General features: G+C 44.0%; 20 protein-coding genes. 10 read left to right on the forward strand and 10 right to left on the reverse strand.

All coding sequences use genetic code 11. The annotated features are described in order from the left end of the window. Positions 1-105: 105 nt before the first annotated feature. Together GYK50_RS07395 and glnE are read right to left on the reverse strand one after the other, a co-directional pair. Positions 106-1,035, reverse strand: a complete 930-nt coding sequence (locus GYK50_RS07395; RefSeq protein WP_071001452.1) for a branched-chain amino acid transaminase — start codon at positions 1,033-1,035, stop codon at positions 106-108. Between the two features lie 309 nt (positions 1,036-1,344). Then, positions 1,345-4,209, reverse strand: a complete 2,865-nt coding sequence (glnE, locus tag GYK50_RS07400) for a bifunctional [glutamate--ammonia ligase]-adenylyl-L-tyrosine phosphorylase/[glutamate--ammonia-ligase] adenylyltransferase (protein WP_212563598.1) — start codon at positions 4,207-4,209, stop codon at positions 1,345-1,347. 677 nt (positions 4,210-4,886) lie between these two features. Between glnE and tusD the strand changes: the two genes are divergently transcribed. From tusD to GYK50_RS07420, 4 genes are read left to right on the forward strand one after another with little or no spacing between them, the layout of a single operon-like run. Next, on the forward strand, positions 4,887-5,351 hold the full coding sequence (gene tusD, locus GYK50_RS07405) for a sulfurtransferase complex subunit TusD (protein WP_212563599.1): 465 nt from the start codon (positions 4,887-4,889) through the stop codon (positions 5,349-5,351). A 52-nt stretch (positions 5,352-5,403) separates the two neighbouring features. After that, complete coding sequence (locus tag GYK50_RS07410; RefSeq protein ID WP_075106164.1) at positions 5,404-5,727, forward strand: hypothetical protein; 324 nt, start codon at positions 5,404-5,406, stop codon at positions 5,725-5,727. 53 nt (positions 5,728-5,780) lie between these two features. After that, entirely contained in the window at positions 5,781-6,110 is a 330-nt protein-coding gene (locus tag GYK50_RS07415; protein ID WP_212563600.1) for a hypothetical protein, read from the forward strand. After that, positions 6,107-6,466, forward strand: a complete 360-nt coding sequence (locus tag GYK50_RS07420) for a TusE/DsrC/DsvC family sulfur relay protein (RefSeq protein WP_102092846.1) — start codon at positions 6,107-6,109, stop codon at positions 6,464-6,466. The genes GYK50_RS07415 and GYK50_RS07420 overlap by 4 nt, the downstream gene beginning before the upstream one ends. Positions 6,467-6,558: 92 nt before the next feature. Here the strand turns inward: GYK50_RS07420 and GYK50_RS07425 are convergent, their stop codons facing one another. Further along, positions 6,559-7,119, reverse strand: coding sequence for a tRNA (cytidine(34)-2'-O)-methyltransferase (locus GYK50_RS07425; protein ID WP_212563601.1), 561 nt, complete (start codon positions 7,117-7,119; stop codon positions 6,559-6,561). Positions 7,120-7,380: 261 nt separating this feature from the next. Here GYK50_RS07425 and GYK50_RS07430 point away from each other — a divergent pair, with 261 nt between their 5' ends. Beyond that, positions 7,381-7,521, forward strand: a complete 141-nt coding sequence (locus tag GYK50_RS07430; RefSeq protein WP_071001446.1) for an entericidin A/B family lipoprotein — start codon at positions 7,381-7,383, stop codon at positions 7,519-7,521. Between the two features lie 108 nt (positions 7,522-7,629). Here GYK50_RS07430 and hemW read toward each other — a convergent pair whose 3' ends face one another. Next, positions 7,630-8,895 carry a radical SAM family heme chaperone HemW gene (gene hemW / locus GYK50_RS07435; protein WP_212564524.1) on the reverse strand — a complete coding sequence of 422 codons (1,266 nt, stop codon included), beginning with the start codon at positions 8,893-8,895 and terminating at the stop codon, positions 7,630-7,632. Positions 8,896-9,357: 462 nt separating this feature from the next. Between hemW and GYK50_RS07440 the strand changes: the two genes are divergently transcribed. The 4 genes from GYK50_RS07440 (at position 9,358) to accC (ending at position 13,716) form a co-directional block, all read left to right on the forward strand. Continuing rightward, complete coding sequence (locus GYK50_RS07440; RefSeq protein ID WP_212563602.1) at positions 9,358-9,846, forward strand: EVE domain-containing protein; 489 nt, start codon at positions 9,358-9,360, stop codon at positions 9,844-9,846. A 345-nt stretch (positions 9,847-10,191) separates the two neighbouring features. Further along, a complete protein-coding gene (locus GYK50_RS07445) occupies positions 10,192-11,559 on the forward strand; it encodes an MATE family efflux transporter (protein WP_212564525.1) in 1,368 nt (455 codons plus the stop codon). A gap of 241 nt (positions 11,560-11,800) precedes the next feature. After that, complete coding sequence (gene accB, locus GYK50_RS07450; protein WP_075106157.1) at positions 11,801-12,229, forward strand: acetyl-CoA carboxylase biotin carboxyl carrier protein; 429 nt, start codon at positions 11,801-11,803, stop codon at positions 12,227-12,229. 125 nt (positions 12,230-12,354) lie between these two features. Continuing rightward, complete coding sequence (gene accC / locus GYK50_RS07455; protein ID WP_212563603.1) at positions 12,355-13,716, forward strand: acetyl-CoA carboxylase biotin carboxylase subunit; 1,362 nt, start codon at positions 12,355-12,357, stop codon at positions 13,714-13,716. Between the two features lie 162 nt (positions 13,717-13,878). On the opposite strand, the gene GYK50_RS07460 is transcribed toward accC, so the two are convergent. Next, the gene (locus GYK50_RS07460) at positions 13,879-14,499 is read right to left on the reverse strand and encodes a hypothetical protein (RefSeq protein WP_071001442.1); all 621 of its coding nucleotides are present in this window, start codon (positions 14,497-14,499) and stop codon (positions 13,879-13,881) included. A 279-nt stretch (positions 14,500-14,778) separates the two neighbouring features. Beyond that, the gene (leuA, locus tag GYK50_RS07465; RefSeq protein ID WP_212563604.1) at positions 14,779-16,563 is read right to left on the reverse strand and encodes a 2-isopropylmalate synthase; all 1,785 of its coding nucleotides are present in this window, start codon (positions 16,561-16,563) and stop codon (positions 14,779-14,781) included. A 221-nt stretch (positions 16,564-16,784) separates the two neighbouring features. Here leuA and GYK50_RS07470 point away from each other — a divergent pair, with 221 nt between their 5' ends. Continuing rightward, positions 16,785-17,273: an Lrp/AsnC family transcriptional regulator gene (locus GYK50_RS07470; RefSeq protein ID WP_420070446.1), complete on the forward strand. Its 489-nt coding sequence runs from the start codon at positions 16,785-16,787 to the stop codon at positions 17,271-17,273. 22 nt (positions 17,274-17,295) lie between these two features. Here the strand turns inward: GYK50_RS07470 and GYK50_RS07475 are convergent, their stop codons facing one another. The 4 genes from GYK50_RS07475 to prmC all read right to left on the reverse strand — a co-directional run bounded on the left by GYK50_RS07475 (position 17,296) and on the right by prmC (position 21,813). Next, positions 17,296-18,552, reverse strand: coding sequence for a YbfB/YjiJ family MFS transporter (locus GYK50_RS07475; protein ID WP_212563605.1), 1,257 nt, complete (start codon positions 18,550-18,552; stop codon positions 17,296-17,298). Positions 18,553-18,678: 126 nt separating this feature from the next. Beyond that, positions 18,679-20,022, reverse strand: coding sequence for an ABC1 kinase family protein (locus GYK50_RS07480; protein WP_071001438.1), 1,344 nt, complete (start codon positions 20,020-20,022; stop codon positions 18,679-18,681). Positions 20,023-20,103: 81 nt separating this feature from the next. Further along, complete coding sequence (locus GYK50_RS07485) at positions 20,104-20,895, reverse strand: HesA/MoeB/ThiF family protein (RefSeq protein ID WP_071001437.1); 792 nt, start codon at positions 20,893-20,895, stop codon at positions 20,104-20,106. 45 nt (positions 20,896-20,940) lie between these two features. After that, a complete protein-coding gene (prmC, locus tag GYK50_RS07490; protein WP_071001436.1) occupies positions 20,941-21,813 on the reverse strand; it encodes a peptide chain release factor N(5)-glutamine methyltransferase in 873 nt (290 codons plus the stop codon). Positions 21,814-21,816: the final 3 nt, after the last annotated feature.

Below are 21,816 nucleotides of genomic sequence, written 5' to 3' on the forward strand. Positions count from 1 at the left end.
GATTGCTCACTTTAATCTTAAGAATAAATATGATGGCTATAGTAGCATAAAAAAAAGACTGAACAATTATGTTCAGCCTTTTTGGTCTTTAAACTAACGACTTTATTAGTCAATAAAGCTTAACCAATCCATATATTTCTCATTACGACCATGAACCACATCAAAGTATAGGGTTTGGAGTTTCTCAGTCAATGGTCCGCGGCCGCCATTCCCGATAGTACGATCATCGTATTCGCGGATAGGTGTCACTTCAGCAGCGGTGCCTGTCATAAAGATCTCGTCTGCTAAGTAGAACTCATCACGAGTGATACGGCGCTCAACAACTTTGATGTCTAGATCAGCCGCGAACTGAAGGATAGTACGGCGAGTAATACCATCAAGCGCGCCGCCGCCCAGATCTGGCGTATGTAGCACACCGTCTTTGACCAAAAACAAGTTTTCGCCTGCGCCTTGGCAGACATAACCTTGTGGATCCATTAGGATGGCTTCGTCATAGCCATTGCGGGTGACTTCTTGATTGGCCATGATAGAGACAGGATAGTTGCTCGAGGCTTTGGCTTTACACATGGTCACATTGGTCATGTGGTGGGTAAATGATGAGGTTTTGACACGGATACCGTTTTTGATGCCTTCTTCACCAAGATAGGCGCCCCAGTGCCATGCTGCGACCATGGCATTGATACTGTTATCACGTGATGATAAGCCAAGCTTTTCTGCACCTACCCAAATAAGCGGACGAATATAGGCTTCTGCTAAGTTATTTTGCTTGACCACATCTTTATGTGCTTGCTCTAGCGTGGCTGCATCAAACGGCACGTCCATTTGAAAGATTTTTGCCGAACCAAGGAGACGTTCGGTGTGTTCCTTTAGGCGAAAAATAGCGGTGCGGTTGTCAGCTGTTTGGTAAGCGCGTACGCCTTCAAACACAGCCATGCCATAATGCAAGCTATGGGTAAGCACATGAACGTTGGCATCTGGTTGTTCAATTATTGTGCCATTCATCCAAAGCTTACCATCTTGTGTTGCCATATTCATTTTATAGTCCTTATGCTAGCGCTAACGTCTAACTTTTTTTAGGTAGGTTTTATTTAATAGTATTGATCAACATCGTGTGATAATACTGCAGCGTTCATTTTTATTGCTCAAATACCGCTTCATTATGACGAACACTTGACTGTATTATAATGATGTGTGACCGATTATATCACTGGCCGTATTGGCAAATGAAATCTTTTGGTTTGAGACCCTATAGTTTTTAATTACGGTTTTTAATTATCATAAGGCCTTACAGTTTAAGCGCCTCTTTGGTTATCAGCAAGGCCTTAATAAAAACAAATCTCATAATTATTCTTTGACAGATTTTACGCCCATTAGATGCTGCCATTGCGCTTGTACCAGTGCGCGTGTCTCTTGCCAAAGCGACTCATCGACCAATAATGATTGCTCTGATAGTGCCAGTTGATGAGTCGCAGCACGTATTCTAAGATAAGCATCTGTTAATGCCTGACAAACTTGCTCCTCCCAAATACCAAGTGAAGCAACTTCTTCAAAAATACGGACATTATCACTCCATTTGGTCAAGCTTGGATGCTCATGTGAATAGGCCAATACCGCAAACTGCGCTAAGAATTCAATATCGACAATGCCGCCTGCATCTTGTTTGAGTTGAAACTTGCCCGCTTGCTGTTGCCACTGGCTGGTGCCTAAGTGCTTCTGCATTTTGATACGCATACTGGTGACCTCAGAGCGTACTTGCTCTAACGTCCGCGGCAGCGCCAGCACATCTCGGCGAATATCACAAAAGCGCGCAGTCACTCGTCTGTCACCACAAATCGCCCGAGCGCGCACCAGTGCTTGATGCTCCCATGACCACGCTTTGTCCATTTGATAGGTTTCAAAGGCATGACAGGACACGACCATCATGCCAGCGTTGCCCGACGGACGCAGACGCATGTCAATCTCATATGCCCTACCATCTCGCGTTTGGGTATTGAGATAATTCATCAGCTTTTGTACAAGACGTGCGGCAAACTTCATGCCACTCACTGACTTTTCACCAGTGGTCAAGCCCTGCTCTTTTATCTTATGTAAGAATACCAAATCCAAGTCGGAAGAATACGAGAGCTCTAAACCACCCAGTTTACCGTAGCCAATGATCGCAAAACCACAGTCAGCCTCAGTGACTGGATCGCCATCTTGACCGATAGGATAGCCATAACGGTTAACAATCTCTGCAAACGCACGCTCTAGTGCGGCTTCTAGTACCACTTCAGCAATATAAGTCAGTGAGTCTGAGACTTTCATGATTGGACGCTCAGCCAACACATCGCTGGCAGCCACAGCCAACACTTGGTTTTTCTTGAACAGTCGCAGCACACTCAGTAGCTCTTCTTCGTCATTGGGTTCGACACGCAATAGCTGTTGGCGCAAGATGTCACGCAGCTCAGGCTTATCTGGCAGGTGGCGATAGTGTTGCTGTAAAAAGGTGTCTAACAATACAGGATACTGTGCCAACTCTTTTGCAATCCACGGGCTTGCCGAGAGCATCGGAATCAGCTCAATCGTTGCATTGGGGTTTTCTGCAATCATGACCAAGTAGATTGAACGTCGGCAAATGGCTTCAAGCAATGCAATCAATCGCGGTAAGGCAGCATTGGCAAGTTTTTGCTGCTCTTGATGGGCTAATAGCGCGTGGACAATGACAGGATACGCATCATCTAAGCGCTCTCGGGCCTCCTCGCTGAGGTTGGCAACCATCTTTGATTGCCAAAAATTCTGCAATAACTCGCGATTTTCTTTTGTTAGTACCTCATTTAAGCGCGCAATTTGCGCTTCTAAATGATCAGGCTCTAGATCGGTATCATCATTGTCAGGTACTTGACGCTCTGTCACCATACGCTCAAATGGCACATTAACATTGTCTCGATGAGCATTTAATTGGGTCAGTAATGCCTGCCAATCATTAAACCCAAGCGTCACTGCAAGATTATGCTGCCAATAAGCATCATGCGGCAGTCTTTGGGTTTGCTGATCGTTAATGGCTTGAATCGCATGTTCAAGTCGACGCAAAAACCGATACGCGGCTTGTAAGTTATCGTAGGTAATCTGCTCTAGATATCCAAGCTCACGCAACACTTGCATCGCCTCCAAACAAGGCTTTACCTGTAGCTGAGGATGCCGACCACCGTAGATCAGCTGAAATGCTTGTACAATAAACTCAATATCTCTGATACCACCCGCGCCAAGCTTAATATTGTCTAGATCTTCACGCTGTGCAACTTGATTTTGAATGAGCGACTTCATCTCCCTGAGTGCTGAAAACGCGCTGTAATCCACATAATAGCGAAAGACAAATGGTTTGATTAGCGCCTGAATCGCATCATAAAATGGCTGATCTATCTGCCCAACGACTCGTGCTTTTAGCCAAGCAAAACGCTCCCACGCGCGTCCATGCAATGCAAAATATTTCTGTAACGCTGAGAGATGGATGGCCAAATCACTGCCATCACCCCATGGACGCAAGCGCATATCAACCCGAAAGACAAAGCCGTCAGCCGTTTTATTATCAAGCAGCTTAATAATCCCTTGACCCAGACGAGTCATAAAACGTTTATTGTCTATGCTACGCGTGCCCTTTGCCTTGTCACCATTGGTTTCGCCGCGCGCTTGATGTACAAATATTAGGTCAATATCGCTCGATAAATTCAGTTCCTGAGCACCAAGCTTACCCATGGCCATGATGGCCATATCATCGATCTGCACATTGCCTTGTTCATTGATAAAGGTTGGCTCACCGTATTTAGCAATCAAATGCTGATAGGTATAGTCCTTGGCAAAGGAGATACAACCGCCTGCAAACTCTGATAGCTCATCAGTCAATTGCTCAAGACTAATCATCTGCAAGGCATCTTGCCAAATCCAGCGCATCATTAACAACTTACGCAAATTACGTAAGCCACTCATGACTTTCGTTTCATCGGCGAGTTGATAGTTTTCATCTAGCGTATAATCTTGTATCAGATCATCGATTTGCTGACGAGTCAGCGTACTGTTCAGGGGGTAGCTACGCAAAAATGTTTGGCAGGAAACCGTTCGGCTCTCCCAAATTTGATAAGCAAACTCACTGGCTGTTTGCAGTACTTGCAGTTGCTCTGCTGTCGGCTGATAATCTGTACCACTGTTCATACGTGAGGGCATAGCAGGTAACATAGTGACAAAAACTCCTTACATAGAATGGTAAGACTACGTGAACCCAACTCATAAGTTTATTGTTTTTTCTTACGAGACAGTCACAGCATCAGATGAACATACTCAATATATCATTACAAAACATAAAGCCCTGTTTAGTAACAGTGACTCTATTTGCTTTGAGTCGCTTTATGGTAGCATAAACGTCTTTAATCGAAATGCTTTGAGACAGCTTCATTGCAGCGCACCTTTATACTCAATAAAAATAGCGTTTTGACTCAATGGTATTAAGAAATATTAGGGCGTGTTGAACATTCGACCATGGCACTGACAGCGACTATTTTTTAGGCGATTCGATGTTAAAAATAATAAGTTTAGTCACTCTAAGCGCTTATTTTTAACGATGAAGCGGCAAAAAAGAGTCCTGTCCCCTGCTTTTATCGTTGGGGCTGATGCTAAAATTGCCCCATACTGCGTTACAAATCTCGCTAAGGCATCTGCATTATCTTCGCTTTGTGCCTTGTCTGGAACAATTTTAGCGATCAGCAGTGCCTATTTGCGAATGTTCAACACGCCCTAAAACTCGACTATAAATCGATTAGATTACTTTACACAAAACATTTATAGCCTTTCAATAATATTGTCTCACCCTTATAACACTCTTCAAACGCTTATTTATAATATGTGATACTGTCCCTATGACTACTACCCCGCTACTACTCATTACCGCTGATCCTAGTCACCCATTAGCGCATTTAGCATTACGTTATGCGCGCGCGTATCTTAAGAGCGCATCAGCTGATCATAATATCGACAGTCACGCAGACGATATCGTCAATAAAGAAGGCATCGACAATCCTATCACCAAACGGCCATTGCTCAATGTCTTTTTTTATGGGGATTCGGCGCATCTGGCGAATCGGCTACGCTGGCAGTCCGCTGATCAAATGAATTTGACCAAAGAATGGCAAATATTGGCTGAACAATATCAGTTGCCACTGCCTGTTTGTGTTAGCACAGCTCTTAGCCGCGGTGTGAGTGACACAGACAACAGTACCCGCCATCAGCTTGATGGTGACAATCTGGCGACAGGATTTACGTTGGTGGGACTCAGTGAGCTCGCTCTGATGATGCAGGATGGCTGCCGCTTAATACAGTTTTGATAGCGTACCCATTACGACATTAGCCTGCGATAAATATATTTAGGAATACATGATGAGATTATTAATCCAGCTGCATACACCCACCGAAGCAGCAAGCTATGAAGGCTGCGCTCTGGCACTGACATTAGCGACATTCGGTCATGAAGTGCAGCTGTACTTGGATGCACCTGTTTTTGGCTTATTGATGCAGCCTGAATCACGTTTGCACGGTATGATTCAGTCGCTTGATCTTTACGACATGCCAGCGGCTTGGCTACCTGATGATGTCTTTAGTGGTTGGGTGATTGGGATGATGCCAGTAGATCTGACTTCGCAGCTCATGCTGGTGCCAGAAATGATCCGCTCGCAAGATTTTGAGCAGATTTTAACTTTTTAATTGGCAATATAATCAAACTTATAAAATAATAAAGTACACACTTGGACACTGTTATGGCAACTTTATATCAATTACACAGCACGATGAATACCCTCAGGCGCAGTGCTGAAGAGATGTCTCGCACTTGGCGCACTGGCGACAGTATTATCTTACTTGGTACCACAGCCGCTTTTATTGACTGGCTCAATGCTTATTTGAATGATAGTGAAATAGATGGTATTGCAGGTATTTATGCATTAGCGGATGATATATCGCAGCTGACAGTTAACACTGCTGGCAAGATAAATTTAGAGAGCAAATTGACTGATATTTTAACGGATGAAGAATGGATTAGCCTATCTCAGGATAGTCAGTTTGATAAAGTGGTGACGATTGCCTTATGACGACTCATACCTCTACGACAACTCATACTGCCACAGCATCGACCGATATTGCATTAGATCAAGATGGGCATTTGTGTGACCATACGATTTGGACACCTGATATCGCACAACAGCTAGCAGACACGCTAGATGTCAGCCTAACGAGTGAGCACTTACAAATCTTGCAGCAAGTGCGCGCGTTTTTTGTCAAATTTAATCATGCGCCAGCGACTCGCCCATTGATTAAATGGCTACAGAAAACTTTGCCTGAGCACGATATTAGCAATCAAAAACTACAACAGCTATTTAATACAGGATTGGTTGCGCGCCATGTCAATCGCTTAGCTGGGCTACCCAAGCCGCCCAACTGCCTATAAAAGTGTCTTTTTTAACTGTAGCTATTTACCAAGTGAGCACTAATGAATGAGTCATATCATCGACTCATTTGGTACATCGCTACTTTGGACCGCTATTTCGGATCGTAGACTGTCAGCGTTTCATAACCGACACTTCGTCCTTCATCACCCAAGAATCCTTGCTGTCGCCATATTTCATACAAGCATATGGCGACACTATTGGATAAATTGAGACTACGCGAATCAGCCAACATTGGTAATCTCAACCAATTATCAGCACCGATATCTTCCCGTATATCATCTGCCAGTCCTGCTGTCTCTGAACCAAATACTAACGCGATATTGGGCATGGTTTTATTGTCAGGTTTTTCACTGCCTGCTTGCCCGCCAAAATCATAATCATAGAATGGTTTGCTCAGTTTGGTGGTCAATGCGGTGACAATATGGCAGTCGGCGGCTTGCAAGGCTTGCCTCGCTGCAGCCCAATCTTCGTGCACCTGCAAATGCGCGTATTCATGATAATCAAGGCCTGCGCGGCGTAGTTTTTTGTCATCAAGCTCAAACCCCAGCGGCCTTACCAAATGCAGCTGCGCGCCGCTGTTGGCACACAGTCGAATGATATTGCCAGTATTACTCGGCATTTTTGGGGCGACCAACACGATATGAATGGTCATATTTGTTTACTCCACAACTAGTCGATGCTCTGTTATTTAAATTTATGAGCGATAGGTAATTAAAAGTTACAGTTTACTGCCAATAATTACATTTTGATACTTTGCAGGGTTTTTAACTTTCACTATGATGTCTGTAATGGATAGCGAGATAGCATTTATGTATGACTGTCTCATCCAATACCCCTTCAGTGAAGCTTGAACAGGATACTTAGCGTCACTGTTGTTATTTATAACCATTCATTTATCTTTGAGGATACTATTATGAAAAAAGTAATCATCGCATCTTTAGCTGCTATGTTTGTTCTAACTGGTTGCAACACGTTTAAAGGCCTTGGCCAAGACGTATCAAGCGCCGGAAATGCTGTAACTGGCAGCGCACAAGACGTACAAGATAAAATCTAAGGTCTGCTTTTTTTAGATTTTTTGAGGGACTTACTATTTTGTAAGTCCTTTTTTTTGGTCACGAATTCTTTATTCTAAGTAGTTACTGCACATACACTTTATCAGATGCTACAAAAAAGCACGCAGTATTTGATTGAGATAACGCTGACCTAACAATGTTGGTTGTAACTGAGTTTTACTATCTATCAGTAGCCCTTGCTTAATCAACTTGTCTACTTGTGTGGTAACGCTTTCAAGCTTAAGCCCTGTTCTCTGCTCAAACAACGCCCAAGCGACACCGCCATGTAAGCGCAGTACATTTAACATAAACTCGCTAACCAGCTCATCTGTATCGATTGCTTGCCAACCAACCATTTTTGGTACGTTTTGAGTGCTCTTGGATGTTTCTGTCTCTATATCTCCTACATAATCTTTTGGCAAACGTGATTTGCTAAAACGATAGATGCCAGATTCTGCTAACAAATCGTTTTCTGATTTATCACTTTCCTTTGACAGCTTATTATCCCTGTCTGCGTGACAATCAATCGTCACTTTACCATGTGCACCAGCACCTATTGCTAGATAGTCGCCAAACTGCCAATAGTTGATATTGTGACGGCAAGGCTTATCTGACTCGCCCGCCCACGCAGACACCTCATAATTGCTGTACCCCAGTTGCTGCAACAGCGCTTGCCCCGCTTGTTCGATATCTGCCAAGTTGTCTTCATCGGGTAAAATAGGCTGACTACGATAAAACACCGTGTTGGGCTCAATCGTTAATTGATACCAAGAGATATGCGTTGCGCCAGCATCGTGCGCCATTTGAATATCATTTAATGCTTCGTTCATGGTTTGCTGCGGCAGACCATGCATAAGATCGACATTGACTCGCGTAAACCCAGCAGCCTTAGCAGCGCGTATCGCTGATAACGCTTGTACAGGATCATGGATACGTCCAAGCACTTTGAGCTTATCAGCGTCAAAACTCTGCACACCGATAGACAATCGATTGATACCAACCTCTAGATACTGAGTAAATGGTGCATGCTCGAGTGTCCCTGGATTGGCCTCCATCGTAATCTCAATGTCCTCTGCAAATTCAAAACATGACCGCAAACCAGAGAACAGTCGCTGATACTGAGCAATTGGCAATAGTGATGGTGTGCCACCGCCAATAAATATTGAGCTGATTTTACGCCCTTGCGCCAATAACTGTTGCATATTCGCATCCAAAAGGAGCGCATCGACATAATCATCATACATAGACAACTGACTGTCTATAGGCAGCTCATGCGAGTTGAAGTCGCAGTAAGGACATTTTTTCACACACCACGGAATATGGATATAGAGCGACAGTGGAATGCTCGTCACCTCTACAACGCTAGTCTCTGTCATCTTTTCTGTGAGTTGTAACGTATCAAGGTTATTTGGCGAGCTATCAGCATTCATTTTGGACATAAATAAACTTATTGTGTAATGGGCAATAATGATCAGTATCGAAAGTATCGCTAGGATAACGGCTAGATGATATAAAGAAAAGCCTAACTGACATAAAACTATTAACAAAGCCACGCACAAATCCCTTATTCACCATGGTAACTTGCAGGCAGTATATAAAAAGACTATTAACAGTACAGCATCCAAAGCGCAGCGCTGTATTCAGAATATAGTCAATATTTTCCTTGCGTGCTGTGCCTATGCTGCTCGATGCTGCGAAAAATTTATCCCAGTCACACTGTATCGTTTTTATACTGAATTCACTATATAACCGTTACATTTGCGGCGCGCTTGAAATCTGCTTAATAAAAAACCACCCTGATAATATTAAATTTAAACATGAAGCAAAGGATAAGACATATGGCTTATTGGCTAATGAAATCAAACCCAAAGTTTTTTGGTATTCACGATTTACAACGGCTCGGTACAGATAGCTGGGATGGTGTCCGTAACTACCGCGCTCGCAACTTTATGTGCGACGACATGAAGGTTGGTGATCAGGTATTCTTTTATCATTCTAGCGCAAGACCCTCTGGTGTGGCTGGTATTATGACGGTCAGTCAAGCAGGTTACCCTGACCCCACTCAGTTTCATCCTGAGCATCGCTATTACGATCCTATTGCAACTGAAGAAGAACCACGCTGGTATATGGTGGATCTCACTTTTGAGCAAGCTTTTACAGAGGTGTTGCCGTTATCAGCGCTGAAATTTTTGCCTGCGCTCGAGGACTCATTACTGCTGAGAAAGGGCTGCGAGCAATTAACGGTCATTCCATTAGAGCCCAAACACTGGCACGCGATTATGAACATGGCCGAGACACTCGAACTCCTGCCAGAACACACCGATTAGCTCGACCCTCTATCTACTGATTATCAATACCAAGGTAAAACAAACCTAAGATGAATATTTATATAGCGCTTCTAAATCGTTGACATCATAGTCTGGCTTCTTTACCATCTTATGTGTATATGACCTGTCAATCTACTGCTTGGATTGACGGGTTATTTTTATTTTAGTGCCTTCACTTTTATTTTCTGACTCCGTCTGTATAAGCTTGCTCATATTATTTATCGGAGTATCATCGTCGGCACCACTCTTCTCATACTGTGTCAATATTGAATTGACGACGGTATTTGCTTATTCATCGTTACTACTTTCATAACAATTACCGCAAAGAATAAAAAGTTGCTTACCATGGTTTTCCCATTATCTTTCAGAGACTTTAAAAGCTACAGTTTACGCTTAGGGGTACTCGCCCTACCTATCTTGATTACTCAGTTTTGCCAAGCAGCGCTTGGGGTTGTCGATGCCATTATGGCAGGCCAAGTATCTGCGCTTGACTTGGCAGCTGTGGCAGTTGGATCTGGCATTTGGCTACCGCTGTTTTTGTTAGCAACAGGTGTGTTGATTGCCACTACCCCTCTCATTGGTGAGGCTGTCGGTCAAGATCAGCATCACCATGTTCCTCATATTACTCAGCAGTCTTTGTGGACAGCAGGCGCTCTTGGCCTTATTGGTTTTATTGTTGTCAATTTGGCACCCAATGTCCTTGGCATCATGGGTGTGCCTGAGAATATTCAGCCTATAGCAACACAATATTTGCATGGTGTGTCTTTTGGTTTCCCTGCATTAGCTGTCTATGCTGTGTTACGCAGTTATTGCGAAGCGCTTGGTCGACCTGAGCCAGTGACGGTTATTAGCATTGTCGGTCTACTCGCAGATATTCCTCTGAACTATATTTTTATCCATGGTTTATTTGGCATGCCCGAGATGGGCGGCGCAGGCTGCGGTGTGGCAACAGCACTGGTATTGTGGATAAATGTGTTGTTACTGGCGGCTTATACCAGCGTCAGCAAGCGGCGGGAATTTGCCAGCACTCGCTTTTTTTATGGATTTGCGAGTCCAAATCGCACACAGATCAAAAAACTTCTAAAATTGGGGATTCCTATTGGTGTCTCTATCTTTTTTGAGGCAAGTTTATTTAGTTTGGGCGCTCTTGTTATCAGTCCGCTCGGAGAGCTTGCAACAGCCTCACACCAAGTAGCGTTATCAGTGACGTCACAGCTGTTTATGATACCGATATCTGTTGCGATGGCACTCACGATTATGGTCTCAAATCGTTATGGTCAAAAAAACCTCTTAGCCTTACGTCAAGTACAAGCAACTGGACTTGTCTGGACCGTATTGATCGCTTTGACTTGTATGCTTGGTATATGGCTATTTAGACCAGAGTTGGCAGCAGCATTTACCGATAATCCAGCGGTCAGAACGGAGTCGATGCATTTGCTCATCTTTGCCCTTGCCTATCAGTTATTTGATGGCTGGCAAGTCAATATCGCGGGTATATTACGCGGCATGCAAGACACCACTATACCGATGTGGGTCACGCTTTTTTGCTATTGGTTAGTGGCGCTACCACTGGGTATCTATTTAGTGCGTTTCACTGATGTTGGCGCTCAAGGCTTTTGGATGGCATTAATCACTGGCCTATTCTTATCTTCTATTCTATTGACCCTTCGTTTGCGCTATCAGCAAAGACGTTTAACAGCGCTGTGGGGTTGAAACTGATTGATTAAAACGTCACACCTCATAACCATTGCTAGCGATATATGGTCACATAGACTATGATAAATCGTAGATGATTTCTTGCTAAAAAGATGGCTTACGTCAAAATATGTAAAAAATCTCAGTTAACAACTGTACATTGATTGCTCATTACTCTGAATCTAGGTATCATTAGCAACTAATTAGACAATATTTAGTTACACTATTTTCGAATTTAGTACAAGGTCAGATAAAAACTATGGATATTGAAAAAATACGTACCCTCATCGCCCTTATGGAAGAAAGTGAACTGGTTAATTTAGAAATCAGTTCAGACGATGAGCATATTAGCTTGACTCGTCACTATGATGCGCCTGCACCAGCCATGATGGCCGCACCAACTGCTAGCGCAGCGCCTATTGCTGCTGAAGGAAAACCTGCGGAAAAAGCGGGTAGCGTCGAAAACTCGCCAATGGTTGGTGTTTTCTATTCAGCGCCAAGTCCTAACGACCCACCATTTGTAAAAGTTGGTCAAAAAGTTCAAGCGGGTGATACTCTAGGTATTATCGAAGCGATGAAAATTATGAACCCTCTTGAAGCGACTCAAAGCGGTATTGTTGACGAAATCTTGGTAGATAATTCTGAAGTCGTACAGTTCGGCCAACCTGTCATACGTTATAAAGCGTAACGATATTTGCCATACTTTATTTCATTATGGCTGGTTTTTGATATAGGTATCGCATCAAAGTCAAATAACAGGATGCTAGATATCAAAACTTGGTCAATAACTGATGCTTCGACAAGGATGAACCCATGATAAAAAAATTGCTCATTGCCAATAGAGGTGAGATTGCCCTGCGTATCGTTCGAGCTTGTAAAGCGCTAGGTATCGAAACGGTAGGCGTCTACTCTACTGCTGATGCCAACTTGATGCACCTGCGCTTTGTTGATGAGGCAATTTGTATTGGTAAGCCTAATGCCAATCAAAGTTATCTTGATATCAATACCATCTTAACGGCGGCTGAAATCACTGGCGCGGATGCTATTCATCCCGGTTATGGTTTTTTGTCTGAAAATGCTGAGTTCGCTGAACGCGTAGAAGAAGCAGGATTGACCTTCGTTGGTCCTAACGCTGACCATATTCGCTTGATGGGTAATAAAGTCTCTGCGATCAACGCCATGAAAAAAGCGGGCGTACCAACTGTACCTGGTTCTGTGGGTACCGTTACGCTACATAATGCTGAAGAACAAGCGCGCAATATCGGTTTTCCGCTGTTGATTAAAGCGGCTTCTGGCGGCGGTGGACGCGGTATGCGTGTGGTTGAACGTTTTGATGAGCTGGTCGGTCAAGTCCAAGCGGCGAAGCAAGAAGCTGAGCTTTGGTTCGGTGATGATACTGTCTATATGGAGCGCTATCTTCAAAACCCGCGCCACGTAGAGGTACAGGTACTGGGTGATGGTAATGGTAATGCTATCCATCTGTATGACCGCGATTGCTCATTGCAGCGTCGTCATCAAAAGGTACTAGAAGAAGCGCCTGCGCCAGATATCCCAGATGATGTCCGCGAACCTATCTTGAAGGCCTGTGTGAAAGCCTGTGAGCTTGTGAAATACCGCGGCGCTGGTACGTTTGAGTTTTTGTTTGAGAATAATGAATTTTTCTTTATTGAGATGAATACGCGCGTACAGGTTGAACATCCAGTAACCGAGATGATTACTGGTATCGATGTCGTCGTTGAACAGCTAAAAATTGCAGCCGGCTATGGTTTATCTTATCGTCAAAGTGAGATTGAAATCCAAGGCCACGCGATTGAGTGCCGTATTAATGCTGAAGATCCAGCAACTTTTGTTCCTTGCCCTGGTACTGTCAATCAACTGTTTGCGCCAAGTGGCGCAGGTGTTCGATTCGATTCACATCTATACCCTGGCTATGAGATACCGACTTACTATGATTCACTCATTGGTAAGCTTATCTGCCATGGTCAAACTCGTCAGCAAGCGGTTGCTAAAACCTTACATGCATTAGATGAATTGATCATTGAAGGCATCAAAACCAATATACCGCTACACCGTGATGTGATTTTGTCAGATGATAATTTTGCCAAGGAAGCGCAAAACATTCATTATCTCGAAAGAGAGCTTCTAAACACAGACAAAGCCGAGAAAGAGGCATAGATCAAAACAGCGCTAAGCTGTAGTTTGCTTACTCGTACTGACTGGGACAGTAGTCATTTCCCATAAAAATCAATTTCCACAAAAAAAGCCGCTATCGATATAGCGGCTTTTTTATGCTTAGTAGATGTCGAATAACTCGTGCAATATGATACAAGCCACTTATTATGGCAATACTCTATTAAAAGTCATAAAGCACTCTGTACCGTCAGGATCAGCACACCACTGCATCTGATTGCCATCATGGTATAAAAACGCAATCAACGCTTCGTCACTTTGATCCACTTGGTTGCCTGAGCAGTCTACTTCGTTATTATCATAAATCGTCTTGATAGCGATGACGGGCAGGCCTTCTTCGCGGTGTGTGACTAGATAGCGACCGTATGTCCACTCTTTGCCACTGACCGCCCACATCTCATTGTCCGCGCCAAAATTATATAGCTCACGGCATTGGTTTGACTTATTTACGGATGCCATTAAGTTTTTGCGGCTTGTTGGGTCAGCGTTCACGATGCGCGCTTCACTTTGAGTGATTATGCCACCGTCCATATCAGCTACCACCTTAGGCTCTGAACTGTTTTTTTGCAGACTATTCGATGATGCCGCTTGCTGAGCTTTCGCGTCTTTGGTCATGGTGATAGAACTGTTTAAATCTATCTCCCACTGTCCTGTAATGGCTGGACTAATATGCGTAGTGATTGTCGGCTCAGTAACTGTCTCACCATTCACTGGCAATGAAGCCAGAATAGATGCCAATGTAAATGAAGCAAATGATATAGGTTCCATGATTAACCTTTTATTTATAATATTTTATATACATTAGCGTAAGTCGTAGACACCAAAAACACAAGTAACATTATGCTATTGGGCAAAATACCTTAATCCAAACGATAAGCAAAACCTTAGTCAGTAGTGACGTTGAAGTAAGATAATGCCCGATAATCTAGTCGCTTTCTACTCATAAAAAAATGACACCGTAGCTTTGCTTGTTGAGTACAAAGAGCTACGGTGTTATATATTTATGAAATCAAGACCAGTAAAGTATTACGATATAGTTATCTAATACTAAGCAGCTGCTACACTCAATGCTTGAGCAAAGGCTGATAACGCCCCTTTTAGCATGGCTGAGACCGTGCTACTACATGTACCGATGCCAGAGTACACTTCGCCATCTACATTCAGCTGAATATAAGCGGCGGCATTTGCATTCGTTTTATTATCACTATTGGTATCATCATCGATACCGTTACCACTATTATGATGCGGGTTAATGGCATGCTCTGCATAGTTAATAATATGCAATGATTTACCCGTATGCTGTGCAAGACCGTCGATAAACGATGATAATGGACCATTACCCGTACCATCGATATCAATGGTGTCGTTATTCATCTGGACTTGGCCGCTGAAATACACCTCACCGCCTTTGTTACTGACACTATAATCTAGTAACTCAAACTTACCTTGCTGCAAGTAGGTATCCTCAAAGGTTTGTAAAATTTCATCATTTTGTAATTCACGGGCAACCGCTTCCGCTTGCTTTTGTACCACACGGCTAAAGTCAATCTGCATCCAACGTGGTAGGTTAAAGCCATAATTACGCTGCAAGATATACGCAACACCACCTTTGCCCGACTGACTATTGATACGTACTACATCTTGATAGCTACGACCAATGTGCGCAGGATCAATTGGCAAATATGCCACATCCCACACGTTGTCCGTTTCGCTCTGATGATTTTCATTGTAGTCGAGTGACTTCTTAATGGCATCTTGATGTGAGCCGCTAAAGGCGGTAAAGACCAATTCACCCACATAAGGATGGCGCGGGTGTAGCGGTAAGTTATTGCACTCGCTCACAACCTGTACGATTTCACTCATGTTGCTAAAATCAAGCTCGGGATCGATACCTTGGCTAAACAAGTTCATGGCCATGACCATAATGTCCATGTTACCTGTACGCTCGCCATTACCAAGCAACGTGCCCTCGATACGATCTGCACCTGCCAAAACACCCAATTCGGCCGCGGCTACAGCACAGCCACGGTCATTATGAGTATGAAGACTAATAATGACATGCTCACGCTGAGGAAGATTGCGGCAGAAATACTCTACTTGATCCGCAAAGACATTCGGCATAGAGGCTTCAACAGTCGCTGGCAAGTTAAAAATCACCTCTTGGCCTTGTTGTGGCTGCCACACATCACAAACCGCATCACAAACCTCTACTGCGTACTCAGTCTCTGTTTGACTAAAGCTCTCTGGCGAGTACTGAAACACCCACTCAGTCTCAGGGTATTTGGCCGCATACTCTTTCAATAATTTGGCGCCAGTGATAGCAATTTCTTTAATTTCGTCTTTGTTTTTGGCGTAGACTTTTTCGCGTTGCACACGGCTGGTTGAGTTGTAGACATGGACGACGGCGCGTTTGACGCCTTTTAGCGATTCAAAAGTACGGGCGATCAAATGCTCGCGCGCCTGTACCAATACTTGTAGCGTCACATCATCAGGCACATGGTTTTCTTCGATAAGTTTACGGGTAAAGTCAAATTCAACCTGCGCCGCTGATGGAAAACCAATCTCAATCTCTTTAAAACCCACCTCTACTAAGGTCTTAAAAAAGCGCATTTTTTGTTCAATGGTCATTGGATCAATCAGTGCCTGGTTACCATCACGCAGATCTACACTTGCCCATATTGGCGACTTCTCAATTGTTTTGCTCGGCCACGTACGATCTGGCAGCGATGGCGCAAAGGCAAATGGACGGTATTTACGGAAGTCAAAAGCGGCATTTTTCGGTGTAATCTTTGCAGTCTTTGCGACTGCCGTAGGCGTGGTTTGGTCAGACATAATCAATCCTTAGATGATATGGTTATTTGTATGTTTAGCTAGATGATTAGCTGTTGTTTAGAATTGTATTTATCATACGAGATAACGAGTAGTTACACCATAATAATAGCAAAGTTTAGCGAATAGAAACCTGCTATTTTTTACTTTATTTTCTATGATTTTAGTGAAAAAACCCAATTTAGTAGTTACAATCAATTAAATTCACTATTGAGGTACTAAAAATGCCAGAAAGTCATTTTGGAAGTATGGGCACAATAGATATAGATGACATCGATAAGCAATTATTGCGCTTGTTACAGACGCAGGCACGTATGAGTATCACGGAGCTTGCTGAGCGTGTCAATCTCTCTGCCACCCCTTGTGCCCGCCGTATTAAACGCTTAGAAGACGCTAATATCATTACAGGCTACCATACCAAAACCGATGCGCAAAAACTGGGCTATCCGCTCGCCGTGTTTATCGCCGTCAGTATGGATCGTCATACGGCTGAGCGTTTTGAACAATTTGAGCGTAGCGTTCAGAGTTTTGAGGAAGTCGTGAGCTGTAGTATTGTCACAGGACGTACAGAAGACTATCTGATTAAGGTGAGAGTACGCGATATGGCACATTATGAGGAGTTTTTATTGCATCGCCTCAATCGTATTGAAGGCGTTGCTCAAGTCCACACCAGTTTTGAGCTGCGGGAGGTATTCAGTCGTAGCGTCGTATAGAGCGCTCATGGCGTTAAAAATGCTAAGCGAGCGTTGGTGACTGTCTACGAAACATTATTATCAAAATCAGTCCAATCATCAATCCAATAGCAGCGACCAGTAACCCTGCATTGAAATTGCCATCCTCTCCTGCCAATGCTACCGTCACCAAAGGTCCCAAGAACTGCCCTAGCGCATAGGCGAGCGTTGCCAATGCAATCAGTAAATTAGAATAAGCAGGATTGATATTTTTAAACAACGTGAGGGTCATCGATACCATACCGACGAAGGTCAACCCTAGAATAATAGCATTGCCGTATAATCCAAGCGCACCATCAAACCATATAGGCAAACACATGCCAAACGCTTGTAATACCGTGAGACCCATTAGGGTTTTTACCTCACCGATACGTTTGGCAAGCGCGCCCCATAACGGGTTTGATAGCATCGCAAAAATACCAACCACCAACCAAATCATCAACCCAGCATAGGTCTGCGTCGTTAAGCGCTGCGCTGCCATAACGGGCAGGAAAGTTGCTGAGCTGATATAACCAAATCCTGCCAATATATAACTCATAAAAAGTAAAGCAAGCGCTTTATAGTGTCCAGAAATCGCTTCATATAAAGAGCGTTTGAAGTTCAAATAGCTCTGATAAACGGACACGTGCTGTTTCGAATCGGTCAACTGTGACTCCAAACTATCTACTGGTTTGGGTTTTATCGCGTAGAGGAGCCATATCAGCGGTAAACTGGTGCAGCCTGCAACCAGCCAAATCACATCAAAGTGATAGCCTAGTATCAAAAGCCACCACGTCACAATGGCAGAAGCACTAATACCAACACCAATACCTGCATAATGGATGGCCGAGAGTATAGAACGGCGCTCGGGGCTCAGGTTTTGAATCACAAACGATGAGCTCAATATCATCGCTACCCCGCTTGCAATGCCTGCGATTAGGCGAATGACATACCATAACGTGAGCGACATATTTGGTATAACGAGTAGCATTGTTGTGACAACACTGATTATTGCCCAAAGCGTCATCGCCTGCCATGTCGCACGCTGAGGCACAAACATAGCAATGAGGGCACCGATAAAATAACCGATATAGTTGATTGATGCTAGCCAGCCAGCAATCGTCGTTGATAGTGACAATTGCACCATAATATCAGGTAGAGTGGCGGTAAAGAGAAAGCGTCCATAGCCCATGACAACTGCCAAACAGTACATACCGATACAGGCAATGGCCGCTTCGTTGGTGATGGTAGGAGCGACACGGCTTTTAATAGCAGTCATCATGACAGCGCCATTTTTGTGGCAATTAGCACACAATCCTTTGTGTTAGATAATTAAAAGCAATAGTAAAATAAGTAGGAGTCAAACAGTTATTAGAGCTATTGGGACATCATAAAATAAAAACAAACCCTACAATACATCTAACGTGGTTGTCCCTATCGTATCCTGTCCTAGCATTTGTACACGCTGATCGCTAAACATATCCATGTCAGGGGCTAGCGTACGCATAAACCGATCAAAATATAACATCTGCTTGGTCAATAAAGCAAAGTCGCGTGGAAAATGGATACCATGACGTTTGCCAACTTCGACAATCTCAAGCATCATTTTATTGAGCTCGTCAGCTTGCTCTTTACTGTTAAAAGGCACACCGCTGGTAAAGGTCTTATCTTCTGCCATGATCGTTATCATCATGCGCTCTAGATCGTTACCTAAGGCAACCACATCAACTTTATTGCCACCATGCGTCATTTCCATGTCAATCATATAACGTGCCATCGCTTGATAGTCACTGTCTTGCATCGCTTGCATCATACCCATGCACGCACGCCAGCTCTCGGCTTTTAATTTACCGACAATACCAAAGTCTAAGAAACCAATACGTCCATCGGTTAATAGCATCAAGTTACCCGCATGCAGGTCAGCATGAAAACTATTGCACAGCATAAGACTGGCAAACCAGGTGTTTAATGTATCTGCCATGATTTGCGCAGGATCGCTGCAATACTGACGCATGAGCGACTCATCAACCATAGAAACCCCATATAGGCGGCTCATCGTCAATACACGCTTGGTGGTCAGATCGTCATACACTGTTGGTGCCACTACCCGAGTATTACCTGAGACGGCTAAGAACTGCTGAAAATCGCGGATGTTTTGTGCTTCAGCGATAAAATCCGTCTCGGCAAGCATACGCAGGCGAATCTCATCGATAATTGGCGCGATACTTGCGAACTTCATCGATGGCATCACTATTTCAAGCAGCTTGGTCACGCCATGCAATACGCCCAAATCGGTCTGCATAATCGTCTCGACGCCAGGCTTTTGTACCTTTAGCACCACTTCATCACCATTATGCAGACGGGCAGCATGAACCTGAGCGATAGAGGCAGAGGCTAGCGGCTCTGAGTCAATATGCGCAAACTTATCATCAAGGCTCATACCATCAGTCGCCAGCTCTTCTTTTAGCACCTGCTCGATATAAGCATAAGACAATGGCGTGGTTTGATCCAAGCAGCTCTGGAAAGCAGTAACATAATCACGTGGAAACAGCGAGGGTGTACTGGCGATAAACTGACCGATTTTGATATAAGTCGTGCCTAACTGCTCAAAGGTTTCTTTGAGTAGCATTGCATCAGGTTTTTCCCCTTTTGCCACTCTTAGCGCAGATAAGCCTGCGACACTCGCGGTTTGGCGAACACGGTTGACGACATTAAAGGTATGCTTTAACAAATGCGGACGATGAATTTTCATAAAAAACAACTATGGTAATAGAAAGGATTTGAAAATAGATAATTTCGAAAATAGACTAAAAATATATCAAAGACATAGTATTCAATCAGGGCTGCTACAGACTGGGCATTCTGGATCTTTTCTATAACCCATCAGCCGCTGCTGCATCTGCCTACCATCCCATATAAGCAGCTTATTTGTCAGTGGATTTTTGGTTAATCCCAAATATTGCAAGGCGGTATTGGCTTGTAGGTTACCCATAACCGCAGTGGTGCTCGCAAGCACACCTGAATTGGCACAGGTACGCTCATCGGCAACCTCATCATGCACAAGCGCGCCAAACACGCAATGATAGCAACCTGTGTCCAGATGTGGCTCAAACAGCGCCAGCTGCCCTTGCATCGCAATTGCCGAGGCAGATAATAATGGAATCCGATAATGGACGCTAATGCGATTGATGACGTCACGAGTCGCAAAATTATCCGTACAGTCTAGTAATAAGTCTGGCTTACCAGAGGCTAGATTGAGCAACTCATAAGCATTGTCTTCATCTAACCGCGCCACGGTGCCGTAAGCTTCTATCAAAGGGTTGATGCGTGCCAGCATAGCCGCTGCTGTCAGCGCTTTGGACTGACCGATATCTTCTGGCAAAAACAGCGTTTGCCGTTGCAGGTTACTCGCTTCGATCGCATCATCGTCAATCAGATGCACATAACCAACCCCTGCACGCACCAGTGTCTCAGACGCTGGACAACCAAGGCCACCTGCGCCTATTATCACCACGCGTGCTGACTTTAATCGCAGCTGAGCATCCATATCCCAACCGTCGAGTAGTATTTGCCGTGCATAACGGAGAAGCTCATCATCAGATAGCTGTGCCAAATCGTCTGCCATATTTTTTGCAACCTATAATTAAAAATGTCTATCCATAAAGCCTATTTATGGATATTGCCCTACTGTGACACGATCATTACCACCGTAATCTTGTACCGTGTGTACTGACTCAAGACCATTCTCCAAAAATAACCGTCGAACCGCAACCCCTTGGTCATGGCCATGCTCGATAGCCAGCAGTCCTTTTTTGCACAAATAAGACGGTGCCTGCTGGACAATATGCTCGATATCAGCCAAACCATGATTGGGTGCACTGAGCGCGCTGATCGGTTCAGCGGTTAGTCCCGCCAAATGCTCATCTGCCTCATCAATATAAGGCGGATTTGAGACAATCACATCAAACCGACATTCGTCATCAGTAGGTAACGCTTGATACCAACTGCTTTGGATAAATTCAATATTAGTGACACCATTAAAATCCGCATTATGCCGAGCAATATCGAGCGCCTCAAGCGACAAATCAACGGCGACCACTTGCCAATTGTCTTTTTTTAATTCATGAGCCAGACTGATAGCAATACAACCTGAGCCTGTACCCAAATCAAGTAAGCGCTTATGAGGATTAGATACCGGCTGAGCATTGATCCAATTCAATACTTGCTCGACCAATACCTCGGTATCGGGTCTGGGAATCAAAGTATGCTCATTGACCACAAAATTCAGCGACCAAAATGCTTGCTGACCCGTCAAATAAGCGAGCGGCGTCCCTTCTTGCATCTTAACCATACCAGTATAAAACCGCCTTTGCTCACTTTCTGTCAGCTGATAATCTTCGTCAGTAATTAAAAATAGTGAAGGTTTATCAATAACATATAGCAGCCAATCCGTTGGCCAAAACGACGGTATCTGACGATTTGTCTCACCATTCGTCAGTTGACCAATTTGCTGCTTTATTTGACGAATGGTCAATGCGGTCATAAC

This window comes from Psychrobacter pacificensis (assembly GCF_018336615.1).
Taxonomy (GTDB): domain Bacteria; phylum Pseudomonadota; class Gammaproteobacteria; order Pseudomonadales; family Moraxellaceae; genus Psychrobacter; species Psychrobacter pacificensis.